The sequence below is a fragment of the Massilia frigida genome (genome assembly GCF_011682175.1).
GTDB classification, from domain to species: Bacteria; Pseudomonadota; Gammaproteobacteria; order Burkholderiales; family Burkholderiaceae_D; genus Telluria_A; species Telluria_A frigida.
Genome location: NZ_WHJG01000001.1, coordinates 161,665 through 177,599, shown reverse-complemented (window position 1 = coordinate 177,599; position 15,935 = coordinate 161,665). Strand labels below are relative to the sequence as shown.

At 64.9% G+C, this 15,935-nt stretch carries 16 protein-coding genes; 7 read left to right on the top strand and 9 right to left on the bottom strand.

Features of this window, described 5'->3' with window-relative positions:
• Positions 1–194: 194 nt before the first annotated feature.
• The 8 genes from ttcA to F2P44_RS00770 all read right to left on the bottom strand — a co-directional run bounded on the left by ttcA (position 195) and on the right by F2P44_RS00770 (position 8,130).
• Positions 195–1,097: a tRNA 2-thiocytidine(32) synthetase TtcA gene (gene ttcA, locus F2P44_RS00805; protein WP_167084122.1), complete on the bottom strand. Its 903-nt coding sequence runs from the start codon at positions 1,095–1,097 to the stop codon at positions 195–197.
• Positions 1,094–1,492, bottom strand: a complete 399-nt coding sequence (locus F2P44_RS00800) for a dihydroneopterin aldolase (RefSeq protein ID WP_167084120.1) — start codon at positions 1,490–1,492, stop codon at positions 1,094–1,096. Before F2P44_RS00800 ends, ttcA begins: the two co-directional genes overlap by 4 nt.
• Before the next feature lie 10 nt (positions 1,493–1,502).
• On the bottom strand, positions 1,503–2,291 hold the full coding sequence (locus F2P44_RS00795) for an SDR family oxidoreductase (RefSeq protein ID WP_167084118.1): 789 nt from the start codon (positions 2,289–2,291) through the stop codon (positions 1,503–1,505).
• Positions 2,292–2,406: 115 nt separating this feature from the next.
• Positions 2,407–3,537: an ABC transporter ATP-binding protein gene (locus tag F2P44_RS00790; protein ID WP_167084115.1), complete on the bottom strand. Its 1,131-nt coding sequence runs from the start codon at positions 3,535–3,537 to the stop codon at positions 2,407–2,409.
• 33 nt (positions 3,538–3,570) lie between these two features.
• Positions 3,571–4,437: a carbohydrate ABC transporter permease gene (locus F2P44_RS00785; protein WP_167084113.1), complete on the bottom strand. Its 867-nt coding sequence runs from the start codon at positions 4,435–4,437 to the stop codon at positions 3,571–3,573.
• A complete protein-coding gene (locus tag F2P44_RS00780; protein WP_229423329.1) occupies positions 4,427–5,281 on the bottom strand; it encodes a carbohydrate ABC transporter permease in 855 nt (284 codons plus the stop codon). The genes F2P44_RS00785 and F2P44_RS00780 overlap by 11 nt, the downstream gene beginning before the upstream one ends.
• Before the next feature lie 200 nt (positions 5,282–5,481).
• The gene (locus tag F2P44_RS00775) at positions 5,482–6,735 is read right to left on the bottom strand and encodes an ABC transporter substrate-binding protein (protein WP_167084109.1); all 1,254 of its coding nucleotides are present in this window, start codon (positions 6,733–6,735) and stop codon (positions 5,482–5,484) included.
• 111 nt (positions 6,736–6,846) lie between these two features.
• Entirely contained in the window at positions 6,847–8,130 is a 1,284-nt protein-coding gene (locus F2P44_RS00770; protein ID WP_167084107.1) for a maltoporin, read from the bottom strand.
• Positions 8,131–8,565: 435 nt separating this feature from the next.
• Between F2P44_RS00770 and F2P44_RS00765 the strand changes: the two genes are divergently transcribed.
• From F2P44_RS00765 to F2P44_RS00740, 6 genes are all read left to right on the top strand, one after another.
• Entirely contained in the window at positions 8,566–9,915 is a 1,350-nt protein-coding gene (locus F2P44_RS00765) for an ABC transporter substrate-binding protein (RefSeq protein ID WP_370662614.1), read from the top strand.
• A 12-nt stretch (positions 9,916–9,927) separates the two neighbouring features.
• Positions 9,928–10,638: a response regulator gene (locus tag F2P44_RS00760; protein WP_167084105.1), complete on the top strand. Its 711-nt coding sequence runs from the start codon at positions 9,928–9,930 to the stop codon at positions 10,636–10,638.
• Positions 10,631–12,103 (top strand): ATP-binding protein, encoded by a 1,473-nt coding sequence (locus F2P44_RS00755; RefSeq protein ID WP_229423311.1) that lies wholly within the window; start codon positions 10,631–10,633, stop codon positions 12,101–12,103. Before F2P44_RS00760 ends, F2P44_RS00755 begins: the two co-directional genes overlap by 8 nt.
• A 40-nt stretch (positions 12,104–12,143) precedes the next feature.
• Positions 12,144–13,292, top strand: coding sequence for a class I SAM-dependent methyltransferase (locus F2P44_RS00750; RefSeq protein ID WP_167084101.1), 1,149 nt, complete (start codon positions 12,144–12,146; stop codon positions 13,290–13,292).
• Positions 13,293–13,411: 119 nt separating this feature from the next.
• Positions 13,412–14,386: a J domain-containing protein gene (locus F2P44_RS00745; protein WP_167084099.1), complete on the top strand. Its 975-nt coding sequence runs from the start codon at positions 13,412–13,414 to the stop codon at positions 14,384–14,386.
• A gap of 50 nt (positions 14,387–14,436) precedes the next feature.
• The gene (locus F2P44_RS00740; RefSeq protein ID WP_167084097.1) at positions 14,437–14,898 is read left to right on the top strand and encodes a lysozyme inhibitor LprI family protein; all 462 of its coding nucleotides are present in this window, start codon (positions 14,437–14,439) and stop codon (positions 14,896–14,898) included.
• Between the two features lie 10 nt (positions 14,899–14,908).
• Here the strand turns inward: F2P44_RS00740 and F2P44_RS00735 are convergent, their stop codons facing one another.
• Positions 14,909–15,166, bottom strand: a complete 258-nt coding sequence (locus F2P44_RS00735; protein WP_223164975.1) for an antitoxin PaaA2 family protein — start codon at positions 15,164–15,166, stop codon at positions 14,909–14,911.
• A 50-nt stretch (positions 15,167–15,216) separates the two neighbouring features.
• Here F2P44_RS00735 and F2P44_RS00730 point away from each other — a divergent pair, with 50 nt between their 5' ends.
• Positions 15,217–15,585: a UDP-N-acetylglucosamine-peptide N-acetylglucosaminyltransferase gene (locus tag F2P44_RS00730; RefSeq protein ID WP_167084095.1), complete on the top strand. Its 369-nt coding sequence runs from the start codon at positions 15,217–15,219 to the stop codon at positions 15,583–15,585.
• Positions 15,586–15,935 lie beyond the last annotated feature (350 nt).

The following is a 15,935-nucleotide window of genomic DNA, read 5'->3' as shown; positions in this document are numbered from 1 at the left end:
TTAACTTGTCAATACGCTCATTTTTAGCCATGGTGCCGGCGCTGAGTGAATAGATTCGTTTGCCACCCTGTCATAGGGAAGACTGACCCAAATGAATGGATTCGTGAATAGATTCGTGAATAGAATCATACGCCGGAGCGCCGCCGGCGTAAAAAAGCCCGCAGCAGCGGGCTTTTCGGTTGAAACCGCCAGCCTCACATCGGCTGCAGCGGAATCGTCCCCATGGTCGGCGTCGAACATGGTTCTTCATCGAAGGCGATATCGCCCAGCGGGCTGGCCACGCCATCGGCCTTGATGTCCTTGAACCCGAACAGATCCTGGTCCATCAGATGCGACGGCACCACGGTGGACAGCGACGAGAAGATGCTTTCGACCCGGCCCGGATATTTTTTCTCCCACTCGCGCATCAGGTTCTTGATCTGCTTGCGCTGCAGGTTCTCCTGCGAGCCGCACAGGTCGCACGGGATGATCGGGAACTGCTTGACCTCGGCGTAGCGCTCCGAATCGGCTTCCTTCACATACGCCATCGGACGGATCACCATGTGCTTGCCGTCGTCGGACACCAGCTTGGCCGGCATGGCCTTGAGCTTCCCGCCGAAGAACATATTCAGGAAGAAGGTCTCGAGGATGTCGTCGCGGTGGTGGCCCAGCGCGATCTTGTTGCATCCCAGTTCATCGGCCACGCGGTACAAAATCCCGCGCCGCAGGCGCGAACACAGCGAACAGGTGGTTTTCCCTTCGGGGATCAGGCGCTTGACGATGCTGTAGGTATCCTGGTTCTCGATGTGGAAGGGCACGCCCAGTTTGGTCAGATAGGCCGGCAAGATATCGGCCGGGAAGTTCGGCTGCTTCTGGTCCAGGTTGACGGCGATGATCTCGAAATGGATCGGCGCGCGTTCGCGCAGGGTCAGCAAAATATCGAGCAGCGCATAGCTGTCCTTGCCGCCCGACAGGCACACCATGACCTTGTCGCCATCTTCGATCATGTTGAAGTCGCCGATGGCCTGGCCGACCTGGCGGCACAGGCGCTTGTGCAGCTTCTGGTTTTCGTGGGCGACCTTGTCGCCGCTACGCTCGATCACGTCCGCTTCGCTCATGCTGCTTCCTTGATCTGGAATACTTCCACGCCGACGCCTTCGCAGTCCGGATACACATCCGGCTTCATGGTCGACACGCACACCGCGTGCACGTTCGGGTGCGCCAGCATCGCGCGCACCACGTCGTCGCACAGGGTCTCCTGCAAATGCACGTGGCCCTGCGCCATGCGGCGCGCGATGGTTTCGCGCATGAAGTCGTAGTCGACCACTTCGCCCAGATGGTCGTCCTTGGGGGTGGACAGCGCCAGCGGGATGTACAGGTCGACGTTGATCAGGACGCGCTGCTCGCCCTTTTTCTCGAAGTCGTGCACGCCGATGTTGATCATCACTTCGTAATTGCGCAGGAACAGGCGGCGGCAGGCGCTCAGCTTGGGGTGGGACAGGGCGGACAGCATAGGGAGTCTTTCAGGTTGTTTTATTTGGTAAGAACATCACGTCGCGCGCCAGCGGCATCAGGTGCTGGCCGCCGTCGACCACCAGGGTGGTGCCGGTGACGGCGCGCGCGCCCGCCAGGTAGCACACCGCGGCCACGATGTCGTCGGGCGTGCTCGATTGCCCCAGCGGCGTGGCCTGGTGGGCCTGGGCGAAACCGGCCTCGGTCTGTTCGCCCGACTGCATGGTGATCCCGGGCGCCACGCCGACCACGCGCACCGTCGGCGCGAGCGCTTGCGCGAGCATGCTGGTGGCGGTGTGCAGGGCGGCCTTGGACAGGGTGTACGACAGAAAATCGGGATTGAGGTTGTACAGCTTCTGGTCGAGCAGGTTGATGACCACCGCCTGCTCGCCGGCCGGCGTGGCCGCGTGCAGGGCCTGGGCCAGCAGGATGGGCGCGGCCACGTTGGCCTGCATGTGGCGCGCCAGCAGCGCCGGCGAAAAGTCGGCCGCGCTGTCGTAGTCGAACTGCGAAGCGTTGTTGACGACGCAGCCGACCGGCCCCAGTTCGGCCGCCGCGCGCGCCAGCAGCGCGCGCACGCCGGCTTCGTCGGCCAGGTCGCATTGCAGCAGGGCGGAGCGGCGTCCCAGCGCGGCGATGGCGGCGGCCACCGCGCGCGCGTCCGCTTCCGAGCTGCGGTAGTGCAGCGCCACGTCCCAGCCGGCGCGCGCCAGGCCGAGCGCGATGGCGCGGCCGATGCGGCGTCCGGCGCCGGTCACGAGGGCGACCGGCTGGCGTACGGTGGGTGCGGGTTGTTGCATAAATGAGCAGACTAATAAGCAGAAAAACAGGCGGATCGGGCGCCGCGCCGGCGCGAGCCGCTATTATCGCCTAAAGTTTGCTCAAGCTACCCAAACCGCTCCGGTTTTGGCTCCCTTATGCTCCCAACCGTTGTTCCGTGGCCGGGTCGAACAGGATCGCATGCGACAGGTCGAAGGCGAGGTTGATGCGCTCACCCGGCATGGCGTGCGCGCGCGGGTGGGTGCGGCAGGTGGCGCGCACGCCGCCCACCCACGTGAACACCAGCGTATCGGGGCCGGTCGGCTCGGTCATCTCGACCAGGCAGGTGACTTCGGTCGGCGCGTAGCCTTCGTGGGCGCCCGACTGGCGCGCGCTCAGGGCATCGGTCACGTGCTCGGGACGGATGCCGAGAATGACCTCGCGCTCGTGCCAGGCGCCGTATTGGCTGCCGCCGTCCGGCAGCGGCAGCAGGGCGATCTCGCCATCCACATCGAGCGTGAAGGCGGTGCCGCCGTTGTGCTGTACCAGTTTGCCCTTCAAGAAATTCATCGACGGCGAGCCGATGAAACCGGCCACGTACAGGTTGTCCGGGCGGTCGTAGATCTCTTGCGGGCTGCCGTACTGCTGCACCACGCCGTCGCGCATGACGGCGATCTTGTCGCCCAGGGTCATCGCCTCGATCTGGTCGTGGGTGACGTAGACGATGGTGGTGCCCAGGCGCTGGTGCATCAACTTGATCTCGGCGCGCATTTCCACGCGCAGCTTGGCGTCCAGGTTCGACAGCGGTTCGTCGAACAGGAACAGCGACGGGTCGCGCGCAATGGCACGCCCCATGGCCACGCGCTGGCGCTGGCCGCCGGACAGCAAGGCCGGCTTGCGGTCGAGCAGGTGGGTCATCTGCAAGGTTTCGGCCACCCTCGCCACGATCTTTTCCTGTTCCGCCTTGGGCACCTTGCGGATGCCCAGGCCGAACGAGATGTTCTCGCGCACGGTCATGGTCGGATACAGCGCGTACGACTGGAACACCATGGCGATGTCGCGCGACTTGGGCGGCACGTCGTTGACGACGCGCTCGCCGATCAGGATTTCGCCTTCGGACACCGTTTCCAGGCCGGCGATCATGTTCAGCAGGGTCGACTTGCCGCAGCCGGAGCCGCCGACCAGGATCAGGAACTGCCCATCCTCGATTTCGAGGTTAATGCCTTTTAAGATTTCAGCGCCGTTCGGGTACACCTTGCGCACATTGCGGATCGATAAACTGGCCATCGTTGTGGTTCTCCTGCCTTGAATAAGTTGAAATCAGCCCTTGACCGCGCCGGCGGTCAGCCCGCGCACGAAGTATTTGCCAGCCACCAGGTACAGTCCCAGGGTCGGCAAGGCGGCGATAATGGCGGCGGCCATGTTGACGTTGTATTCGGTGACGCCGGTCGATGTGTTGACCAGGTTATTCAGTGCCACCGTGACCGGCTGCGCATCGGCACCGCCGAACACCACGCCGAACAGGAAGTCGTTCCAGATCTGGGTGAACTGCCAGATGAAGCACACCATGAAGATCGGCAGCGACAGCGGGAAGATCACGCGGCGGTAAATGGTGAAAAAGCCGGCGCCGTCGATGCGCGCCGCGTTCACCAGTTCTTCCGGTACGGTGACGTAGTAGTTACGGAAGAACAGCGTGGTAAACGCCACCCCGTAGATGATGTGCACGATGATCAGGCCAGTGGTGGTGTTGGCCAGTCCGGCCATGCCGAGCAGGCGCGCCATCGGCAAGATCACCACCTGGAACGGGATGAAGCAGCCCACCATCAGGGCCGTGAACACCACGTTCGAGCCGCGAAAGCGCCAGTGCGCCAGCACGTAGCCGTTGAGGGAGCCGATCAGGCTCGAAACGAGCACCGCCGGTATCGTCATGCTGACCGAATTCCAGAAGTAGGGCGCCAGGCCCTCGCAGCGCACGCCGGTACAGGCGCCGCTCCAGGCGCGCGACCAAGCTTCCGTGGTCGGGGCCAGCGGCAGGTCGAGGATGGTACCGGTGCGGATCTGCTCGAGCGACTTGAACGAGGTGGTGAGCATCACGTACAGCGGCGCCAGGTAGTACAGCGCCACGAGGGTCAGCAGCACGTAGATGAAAATACGTCCGGCGGTGAGCTGCTTCTGGTCAGCGTCCATGGCGCGCTCCTTTGGTTTCGAGGTACATGAGTGGCACCAGCACCGCCAGCACGGTGGCCAGCATCATCATGGCTGACGCCGCGCCCAGGCCAAGCTGGCCGCGCGTGAACGAGAACTGGTACATGAAAATGGCTGGAACGTCGGACGAGGTGCCCGGTCCGCCGGCGGTCAGCGCCATCACCAGGTCGAAGCTCTTGATGGCGATGTGCGACAGCACCAGCAGCACGCTGAAGAATACCGGCCGCAGCGCCGGAATGACGATGCGCAGGTAGATCGTGGGCAGGCTGGCGCCATCGACCATGGCGGCCTTGATGATGGCGTCATCGACGCCGCGCAAACCGGCCAGGAACAGCGCCATGACGAAACCCGACGACTGCCACACGCCGGCGATGACCACCGTGTAGATCGCCATGTCGGAGTCGACCAGCCAGTCGAGCCTAGCGTTGACGAAGCCCCAGTCGTGCAGCATTTTTTCCAGCCCGAGGCCGGGATTGAGAATCCACTTCCACGCCGCGCCGGTCACGATGAACGACAGCGCCATCGGATACAGGTAGATCGCGCGCAGGGCGCCCTCGGCGCGGATGCGCTGGTCGAGCAAGATCGCGATCGACAGGCCGATGGCCAGGCACAGCAAGATGAACAGGCCGCCGAAGATGCCCAGGTTGGCCGCCGCGGTCCACCAGCGATCCAGGCCGAACAGGGCGGTGTACTGGCCGAAGCCGGCGTACTCGAAGCGCGGCATCATGCGCGATTCGGTCAGCGACAGGAAGGCGGTCAGCACGATGAAGCCGTACACGAATACCAGCGACATCAGGATGGTGGGCGCCAGCACCAGGCGCGCCATCCAGGCGTCGACGCGGGCGGCCCAGCGGCCGGGAACCGCGGGGGCGCGCGTGCGCGCCTGCGGCCCCGGACTGGAAGTCAGGGAGGAAGCGGACATGAATAGATCTCCAAAAGACGGATGCAGGCCGGCGCCAATGCGGCGGGCCGGGCTGACGGGTGCGCGCGCGGCCGTGGGCCGCGCGCGGGGGTGCTACCAGAGGCTTACTGCGTTTTTGCCGCTTTGGCCAGTGCCTGTACCGCTGCCTGAGGGGTCATGGCGGAGTTCATGAACTTGGCCACCACGTCCTGGATCGCGCCGGCCTTGGCCGAATCGAGCGCCATGCCGTGGGCCAGGCTTGGCAGCAGGGCGTTGCCCTTGTTGCTGGCGGCCATGTCATCCATCGACTTGGTGGCGCAGCTGTCGAACTTGGTGCGGGCGATGTTGGCGCGCGCCGGGATCGAACCCTTGTTCAGGTTGAATACTTCCTGGAATTCCGGGCTCATCACGGCCGACGCCAGGGTCAGCTGGGCTTTCTGCTCTTCCGGATTCTTGACCGTGAACATGGCCAGCGAATCGATATTGAAAGTGAACGATTTCTCGGTGCCCGGCGCGGCCACGCACAGGAAGTCCTTGCCCGCTACCTTGCCGGCGGCGGTGAATTCGCCCTTGGCCCAGTCACCCATGAACTGCATGCCGGCCTTGCCGTTGATGACCATGGCGGTAGCCAGGTTCCAGTCGCGGCCAGCGGCATCCTTGTCGATGTAGGTCTTGATTTTGGCCAGCGTCTCGAACGACTTGATCATGGTCGGGCTGGTCAGGCTGGCCTGGTCGAGCTTGACCAGCGACTTGTTGTAGAAGTCGGCGCCGCCGACGCCCAGTACCACCGTTTCAAAGATGGTGGTGTCCTGCCATGGCTGGCCGCCGTGGGCGATCGCCACCAGGCCGGCTTTCTTGATCTTGTCGGCCGCGGCGAAGAATTCGTCGAAGTTGGTCGGGGTCTTGGCGCCGGCCTTGGCCAGTACCGCAGGGTTGATCCACAGCCAGTTGACGCGGTGCACGTTAACCGGCGCGGCGACGTAGTGGCCCTTGTATTTCATCACGTTGGAGATGACTGGTGGCAGCAGGCTATCCCATTTGCCGGCGCTGGCGGCGCTGTCGATATTGGCCAGCACGCCTTCATTGCCCCATTCCTGGATGGCCGGGCCCTTGATCTGGGCCGCGGTCGGCGGGCTGTTGGCGATCACGCGCGCTTTGAGGGCGGTGGTGGCGTTTTCGCCGGCGCCGCCAGCGACCGCGAAGTCTTTCCAGACCACGCCCTTCGCTTCCATCATTTTCTTCAGTTCGGCGATCGATTTGGCTTCGCCGCCGGAGGTCCAGTAGTGCAGCACTTCGACTTGCGGTGCGGCTTGCGCCACGCCGGCCAGGGTCACCAGGCCGGCCGCGGCCAGGAAGAATTTGAGTTGTTTGATTTTCATGGGATTTGTCTCCAACGATTTTTGGTTTGACTGCGGGTGTGCGTGCGTCGATGCGGGTGCGCGGCGTTCACCGCGCACCGTTGATGCGTGAGTCGTTCTACCGCCTTGCTGTTACCACCAGGCTTCCAGATGTACGCCGTACGAGGTGCCGCTGGTCTTGTCGCCATACACCGGGCCGCCATTGTTGAAGGCGTTCACGGCGCCCTTGGCGGCGTCGTTCCACTTGCCGTAGCTGACAAAGGCGCGCAGTTCCGGACGGGCGAAGTAATCGCGCCCCAGGGTGATGGTCGGTGCCAGGGTCAGCTTGGTCAGGCGCTGGGCCGTCGGGTTCATCTTGTCTTTCAGGCGGCTCACGCCCAGTTCAGCCTGCATCTTGAAGTTTTCGGCCAGGGCGTACACAGGGCGCGCGCCGACGGTGGTCCAGGTGCTGCTGCCGCCCAGGTCCGATTTGTCGCGCTGGTACAGGGCCACGAATTCCATGCTGAAGTCGCGCGTCGGCTGGATCACGATATCGTTGAAGACGCGCACGCGCGTCACGTCCGAACCGAGCAGGGTACTGCCAGACGGGCCGATACGCGCGCAGCACGGGCCATTGATGCCGGTGCCCGGGCCGACGCCATACTGCACGCCGAAGGTGTTGCCGCCGCCGAGCAGCTTGGCCTGGCGGTGGAACATCGAGACCTGGTAGCCGTCATGGGTGTTGATGCTTTTGTTGTCGTTCTGGGCATGGATCAGGCTGACGGCGAAATCGAGGGTGCCGTTCGGGTTGACCGGCAAGCCTTCGTAGACGATGTTCTGGCGCAGCGCGGCATTGGTGCTGCGCAGGGTGCGTACGCCGGTGACCGCATCGGTGGAGTAGATGTTCTCGTCGTTATCCTTGAATACGGCGTAGCTGATCTTGCCAGGGCCGACAGGGTAGCCGTCGACACCGCCGCCGGTACCGTTCATGTTGATGAACTGCATGTCCAGCATGTGGATGTCGGGACGGTAGTAGTGACGCTTACCGGCCCAGATGATGCCGCCGTTCATGAATGGCAGGTTTTTCGCTTCGACATAGGCTTTCGAGACGGCCAGTTTGGCGTCGCCGAAGTCCGAGCTGTTCTTGTAAGCGTCGGCCCAGATGGTGCCGACAAACGTGGCGCCATTGCTGGCTTTGGCCAGGGTGTGGGTGTAGCCGAATTCGGTGAAGCTGTCGCACTCGTTGCCGAGGCGGTAGGACATGGTGATGCCGCCCAGGCCGTAGCAGCTTTGCGAGCCGCCGGCGCTCGACGAGCCAACGCCGGCGCGCAGGTAACCGTGGAAGCCCTCGGTATCATGGTCCCCGGCGACGGCGGCGCTGCTGGCGAAAGCGAGCAGCAATGCAGTTGCTAATGTACTCAAAGTAATGCGTTTCATTTAGTCTCCTTATTAGTATGTAAAGTAGCGGGGCGAGTGGCGCTACCTTGGTCAGCACGCTTGTGGCACTGTTGCGTCGACATCCCGGCCACCTTAAAGCGTGTTCAAGCGACAACGTGGGCGACAGTAGCATCGGCGTGCAAAAAAGTGCCATTGCCAGGAAATCGGCCCTTGTAACATTCCAAGTGCCTGATTTATAAGGAAAACGCCGTTTTGTGGCTGATGAGGTTGCAACATATCTTTACAATCGCGCCCGGCGCAAAACGTGCTTCGCTCAGTATGAGGCGGCGCTGGAAACGCGGCTGAAACAGGATGGCGCGGCCTGCAACAAAACGAAACAATTCGCAAAATAACTTTGCAAATCGCTGTAGTAAAATTACATTTTTTGCGTAGTTTTTTCGTTATACACTGTCCCGCAAACAGGAGGGCGTGATAGTGGCGAAAGCGACAACGGGCAACGTGCCCCGGGAGACAAGCGCGCGCGGCGGGCGCTTGCTGGCCGCGCTGGCGCTCGCCGTGCTGGCGCTGCCGGTTGCGGCATCGGGGCCTGATGCCAAGGCCAAGGCCGAGGCCGAGGCCAAGGCCGAGGCCAAACCCGTGACCGAGTCGCTGCAAGTGCTGCACTGGTGGCAGTCGGCCAGCGAGCGGCGCGCGGTCGACCTGCTGGCCGAGCGCCTGGGCCAGCAGCACGTGCAGTGGCGCGACGCCATGGTGCCGGGCGGCTCGGGCATCGGCGCCGGCATCGTCCTGCGCAGCCGGGTGCTGGCCAAGGATGCGCCGGAAGTCGCCCAGCTCAACGGGATCGTGATCCGCGACTGGGCCAACCTCGGCCTGCTGGCCGACCTGGACCAGGTGGCGGCGCGCGGCGACTGGGAGCGCCAGTTGTTGCCCGGTATTGCGGCCCTGATCCGCCCGGGCCAGCATGTGGTGGCGGCCCCGCTCGGCATTCACCGCATCAATATCCTGTTTCACAATCGCGCCCTGTTCGCCCGTCACGGCTTGAGCGCGCCGGTTACCTGGCCCGATTTCGAGCGCGCCGCTGCCGTGCTTGCGCGCGCCGGCGTCACGCCGCTGGCGCAAAGCAGCGAACCGTGGCAGGTCGCCACCCTGTTTGAAACCCTGGTGCTGGCCGAGGGCGGGGCGGCGTATTTCCGCCAGCTGTTCCAGCAGCGCGAGCCGGCCGCCTTCGCCGATCCGCGCCTGGGCCGCGCGCTGACGCATTTGCGCGGCCTGAAGAAGTGGATGGGTGCGCCCGTGCGCGAGCTGAGCTGGGCGGAGGAAGTGCGCCAGCTGGCCGACGGCAGCGCCGGCATGCTGGTCATGGGCGACTGGGCCAAGGGCGAGCTCAACGCCATGGGATTGCACAGCGACCGCGATATCGGCTGCGGTGCCGTGCCCGGCACGGCCGCCTTCCACCTGTATAACGTCGACATGCTCAGCATGCTGGCTGAGCGCCCGGCCCAGCGCGCCTCCCAGGAAACGCTGGCGGCCATGGTCGTGCAGCCGGCCCTGCAGCGCGACTACAGCCGCGTCAAGGGCTCGGTGCCGGTGCTGCGCGCGCCCGACCTGGCCGCCATGGATGCCTGCGCGCGCGCCTCCTGGACCCTGTTCGCCACCTCCCCGGCCGGGCAGGTGCCCAGCATGGTGCACCGCATGGCCACCGATGAAACCGCACGCGACGCCATGGTGGCCGAGCTGCACCGCTTTTTTCTTAACGAAAGGGTAAGCGTTGCCGATACCCAACGCCGTTTGGGCGTGATCGGCCGCCGCCCGCAAGACAGGTAACAGACTGACACAATGCGAAATATCCTTATCGTCGACGATGACCAGAAGATCAGGACCCTGCTCAAGACTTACCTGGAAAAGAACCAGTATTCGGTCACCCTGGCCCACAACGGCGCGTCCTTTTTTACTGAGTTCAACCGCAGCGTCGATACCCTGTCGCTGGTGATCCTCGACGTCATGCTGCCCGACACCGACGGCTTTGCCCTGTGCCAGGCGGTGCGGCGCCGCTCGAACGTGCCGATCATCATGCTCACCGCCAGTTCCGACGAAGCCGACCGCGTGGTTGGGCTGGAACTCGGGGCCGACGACTATATTTCCAAGCCGCACAGCCCGCGCGAATTGCTGGCCCGTATCAAGGCGATCCACCGCCGCACTGGCATGGAAGCGGCGACGCCGCCGCGCTATCACCGTTTCGGCGGCTTTACCATCGACACCGTCGAGCGCAGCGTGGTCGACCATCTCGGCACGCCGGTGCCGCTGTCGGGGCTCGATTTCCAGTTGCTCAAGTATTTCATCGACCACGCCGGCGAAATCCTCGACCGCAGCGTGCTGTGCGAAGCCACGCGCGGGCGCGACGCCGGGCCGTTCGACCGCTTCCTCGATGTCCAGATCAGCCGCCTGCGGCTGCGTTTCAACGATTGCGGCAAGCAGCCGTGGCTGATCAAGACCGTGCGCGGCGCCGGCTATGTGTTCGCCGCCAGCGTCATCAGCAGCCATGAGTAAGCGTCCGCGCGGCTGGGAGCGCTGCCTGCCGCAGTCGCTGCTGGGACGATTGACCCTGCTGATGGTGGCCGGCGTGATGCTGACCCAACTGGCCGGGAACTACATCTGGGCTAGCCAGCGCCGCGCCGAGTCCGAGGTCGAGGTCGCCAACGCCGCCCAGCAGCTCGGCCACAGCGCCGCCAGCGCGGTGCGCTTCTTTTTGAGCTTGCCGCCGAATTACCGGCCCCTGATCATCCAGCAATTCGGCGAAATGGGCGGCACCCGCTTTTTCGTCAGCCTGAACCGCGCGCCGGTGGCGGCCGAGAGCATCGGGCCGCAGCCGCTGGCCGATATCGCGCTCGGCACCGTCCAGTCCACCCTGCACGCCGATTTGCCGAATAACCGCAATGTGCGGGTCGCCTTCGTGTGGCCCGAGCAGCTGGTGGTGGCCGACGACGGCACCCGCCTGTCGGCCCTGCCCGAGAGCCGGGTGCGCCAGATCGTGCTGGCCAAGCCGGCCCCGGTGCTGCTGATGCAGGTCGAAATGGAGCCGGGCCACTGGCTGTACCTGGCCACCCTGATGCCCAGTCCGTATTTCCTCGACAGCGGCAAGCTGTTTACGCGCGACCACCTGCTGCTGCACGCGCTGTCGCTGCTGGCGGTGGTGATGCTGTCGATTCCCGTGGTGCGCTGGACCACGCGTCCGCTGGCGGCGCTGTCGGAAGCGGCCACCGCCTTCGGCAACGGCGAGCGCATGCCGGCCCTGCCGGAAACCGGCAGCCGCGAATTCGTCAACACCGCGCGCGCCTTCGGCGCCATGCGCGAGCGCATCGGGCGCTACATCGACGACCGCGAACGCCTGTTCGTATCGATCTCGCACGACTTGCGCACGCCCATCATGCGCCTCAAGCTGCGCGCCGAACTGCTCGACGACGACACCTTGCGCGCCGAATTTCACGAAGATATCGACGAACTGGAAATGATGGTCAAGGGCGCGCTCCAGTGCGTGAAAGACAGCGACATCCACGAAACCCCGACCGAAATCCGGCTCGACGCCTTTCTGGCGCGCATGGTGCGCGGCGCCCAGCTGGCCGGGCACGAAGTATCGTTCAGCCCGACCGGCCTGTCGGTGACGGCCAAGCCGCTGGCGCTCAAGCGCGCCATCGGCAACCTGCTGGAAAATGCGCTGCATTACGGCGAACGGGCCCAGATCGCCGTGCGCGCGGTCGGGTCCAGCATCCGCATCGCCGTGCGCGACCATGGTCCCGGCGTGCCGGAAGACGCGCTGGCCCAGTTGTTCGAGCCGTATGTACGCCTTGAACACGGGCGCAAGCAAAACAGCAGCGGCATGGGGCTGGGGCTGGGTATCGCGCGCGGCATCGCCCAGGCCCACGGCGGCCAGCTGCTGCTGCAAAACGCCGAGGGCGGCGGCTTTTGTGCCACCCTGGTGCTGCCCAATGCGTCCGCGGCCGGGGGCGCCGGCTGAACGGATTGTTGACGGCGGCCGTTGTCGCTACAATGCCCGGATGTCCCTTCCTGTCCCCGATAGCGACGCGCTGGCCGCGTCCCACGCCCTGCAAAACCTGATTGCCGCCGAGATCGCGCGGCACGACGGCGCGATTTCCTTTGCCCGCTTCATGGAACTGGCCCTGTACGCGCCGGACCTGGGCTACTACACGGGCGGCGCCGCCAAGCTGGGCGCGGCCGGCGACTTTGTCACCGCGCCCGAAATCAGTTCCCTGTTCGGGGCCGCGCTGGCGCGGGTGGCCGCGCCGCTGATGGCGCAAAGCGCGCCGGCGATCCTGGAATTCGGGGCCGGTACCGGCAAGCTGGCGCGCGACGTGCTCAGCGCGCTGGCGGCCGACGGCGTGCCGGTGGCGAGCTACGCGATCATGGAATTGTCGGGCGAACTGCGCGCGCGCCAGCAGGAAGCGCTGAAAGACTTCCCCCAGGTGCGCTGGCTGGACGACTTCCCGGCCGCGTTCGACGGCGTGGTGCTGGCCAACGAAGTGCTCGACGCCATGCCGGTGGCGCTGGTGCGCAAGGATGCGGGGCTGTGGCGCGAGCTGGCGGTGACTGTGGAGCAGGGCGAGTTCGCTTATGTGCCGCGCCTGCCCGACGCCGCGCTGGCGGCCCAGATCGCGCGCCAGATTCCGGACGCCGACCAGTTGCCGGACGGCTACCTGACCGAGATCCATCCCGTGGCCTGCGGCTTCATGGGGTCGCTGGCGCGCATGTTCGGCAGCGGCAAGGGCGCCGCCATCCTGCTCGATTATGGATTCCCGGCGCACGAGTTCTATCTCGACCAGCGGATCGGCGGCACCCTGATGTGCCACTACCGCCACCACGCCCATCCGGAACCGTTCTACCTGCCCGGTTTGCAGGACATCACCGCCCACGTCGACTTCACCGCCATGGCGCTGGGCGCCCAGGATGCCGGGCTCGACGTGCTGGCCTACATGAACCAGGCCTCGTTCCTGCTGGGCGCCGGTATCGGCGAACTGCTGCTGCGGCACGACCCGGCCGACCCGATGCGCTACCTGCCGCTGTCCAAGGCCGTGCAAAAACTCGTTTCCCCGGCCGAAATGGGGGAACTGTTCAAGGTGCTGGTGGTTGGCAGCGGCGTGGCCCTGCCCGACGCGCTGGCGCGGGCCGACCGCAGCCACCGCCTGTAGCGCATCTGGTAACTTGCCTTGCCGCTACAATGACGATGACAGTGTGACGCCGGGCGGGCTTGCCGGCGTGACGACATCGGCTATCATGGACGACTGCCCGCTTCTCCTACCCGACGACAATGGCCAAGATCCACACACATTATGACAACCTGAAGGTGGCGCGCCTGGCGCCGCAGGAAGTCATTCGTGCCGCCTACAAGGCCTTGAGCCAGAAATACCATCCCGACAAGAATCCCGGCGACGAGAAGGCCGCGCGCATCATGGCGATCCTCAACAGCGCCTACGGCACCTTGTCCGACCCGGTGCGGCGCAAGGAGCACGACGAGTGGATCGCGGCCGAGGAATGGGAAATCGAATGGCTGGAAAGTACCCGTACCGACGAGGGGCGCGACAAGCCGCGCCATGACGTGGCGCCGGCCTGGGATACGGCGCCGGTCGCGCTGGCGCCGCCGTACCGGGCCGTGCGCGACCCGCGCTGGTGGTTCGGGCTGATGCTGTGTTTCGGCCTGGGGTGCGCGGCTGGGGCCTTTTTCCTGGGGCAGGAGCGGGCGGTGCCGGTGCCGGTGGTGTTGGCGTCGGCGCTGGAAACGCCGCGCACGGAGACGCCGGCGCCCACCGGCAAGCCGGCCGAGGCGCGCGCCGATAGCTGGGCGGTGGCCAAGCCGCATGTGGCTGACGCCGGCCAGCGTCCGCCCGATATCCGCACGCTGGGCGTGACCGAACTGGTGGTGCCGGCGCGGGTGGCCGACTGCGAAAGCGAACTGCATTCGCTGATCGCGCCCAACGGCGAGCCGTGGCCGGCGCAGTCGGCCTATGTGGACGGTTTCCCGATCGGCAACCAGGGGCCGGAGACGCAGATCAGCATCGACAACACGCGCAACGGCTCACCGGTGCTGGTCAAGATTTTCGACCTCGACCGGCGCTCGAACGTGCGCCATGTGTACGTGCAGGCGCGCGACACCTTCGTGGCCGACCGCCTGACGGCCGGCAAGTACGAGGTGCGCTACCAGAATGTGGACGTGGGCGGCAGCCAGGCCGAATGCGTGGGGCGGCGCAAGCAGGCGGCTGCGGCGCGTTCTCTTGATCCGGGTTGAACCGGATTTTTTTCATCCCGGGTGCGCCCGGACTTGCCAGGATGTTGCCCATGACCGTATTCCGAACGATGTTGTTGCTGGCGCTGGCCGGCGGTGCTGTAACCACCGCCAGCGCCGCCGCGCCGGATGTCGCGTCGGCTACCGCGTCGGCTACCGCGCCGGCTACCGCGTCGGCTACCGCGCCGGCTACCGCGCGCGGCAAGCAGTACCAGCGTTGCATGGACAGAGCGGTCAGCAATGTCGATATGCAGGAGTGCATGTCGGCGCAATACGTGCTGGAGGACAAGCGCCTGAATATCGCGTACCGGGCGTTGCTGGCGCGTCAGCAAGGCGCGCGCAAGAACCAGCTCCAGGAAGCCCAGCGGCTGTGGCTGAAATACACCGAGGCGAACTGCGGGTTTTATGACGATCCCGATGGCGGCACGTCCGCTCGCCTGGCAGCCAGTGAATGCGCGGTCAGCGCGCGCGCGGCACGGGCGGCCGAGCTGGAGGAACTGGCGCGCGTTCGGTGAGCGACGCTGGTCAATCTTCCGGTTGGTACGCAAGCGCAGGCGCGGCGCGAATCTGGCGCATTGCCTCGTCGTGCGGAACGCCAGGGCTGGGATCGTCAATCGACGCCTGCACCTCGGCCGTGAGCCACGCGCTATAAGCGTCAGCGGCATGCACATCTTTACTCGCAGCGGCGCGGTTGGCTGTATTGCCCTCCATGATAGGCCCCTTGCTTTGCGTGCGTTCACTCTTGAGAATTATCCTGACATGACAGGCGATTGCAAGCACCACACGGGACGTCCAATTTTTAAACGCAGTAGCGCTTCTTGTATCGCCTGACCATGAATGAGATCACCGAAGCGCGGAAGTTGGTCGATCAGGCTTGGCAGCGCCTGGAGCACTGGGACAGCAACATTGCCGCCGCCCAGGCGCTGCTCGAGCAAGCCCGTGCCGACCATCCGCATGATCCGCAAGTGCTGACCTGCCTCGGCGCACTGCTGTGCGACCGCGCGCTGTACCGCGAGGCCGAAACAGTGCTGCGCGAAGCGCTGGCGCGGGGATCGCTTGATCGCCACACCACCTTCAATCTGGCGGTGGCGGTGTTCAATACCGGCACGCGCAGGCAGGCGCTGGCGTTGTTCGGGGCTGCGGCCAAACTGCAACCGTCGGCTATCACTTGGGCCGCCTACTTCGACCCGCATGGAACCTGAAGCCGGCGACGGTGGGAACTGCGCCCCATTCTCCTATTTTCAACCCAACTAGAACGTCTGGAACTGCAACGCATGCTCATAACGAAATGGAAAATTGGCAAGTATCACGATGGGTGGAGTGACGGGTTTCACCGAATCGTCTTGCACGTACGTGAGGTCCAGACAAATTTTCATTTCGCCAGGGCGACAGTAGAGCGACGCGATTCAGGAGAGCAAATCGGCGGTGTCCAAAAATCCGGCGCCACTCCAGAACAGGCCTGCCGTTCTCTCGCAGCGACCTTGGACGAGTATGTTGCCAGTTTTCCACGGCCCCCTGCCGAATGGGGGCGGTTGGAATTGCGGAGCCTGCT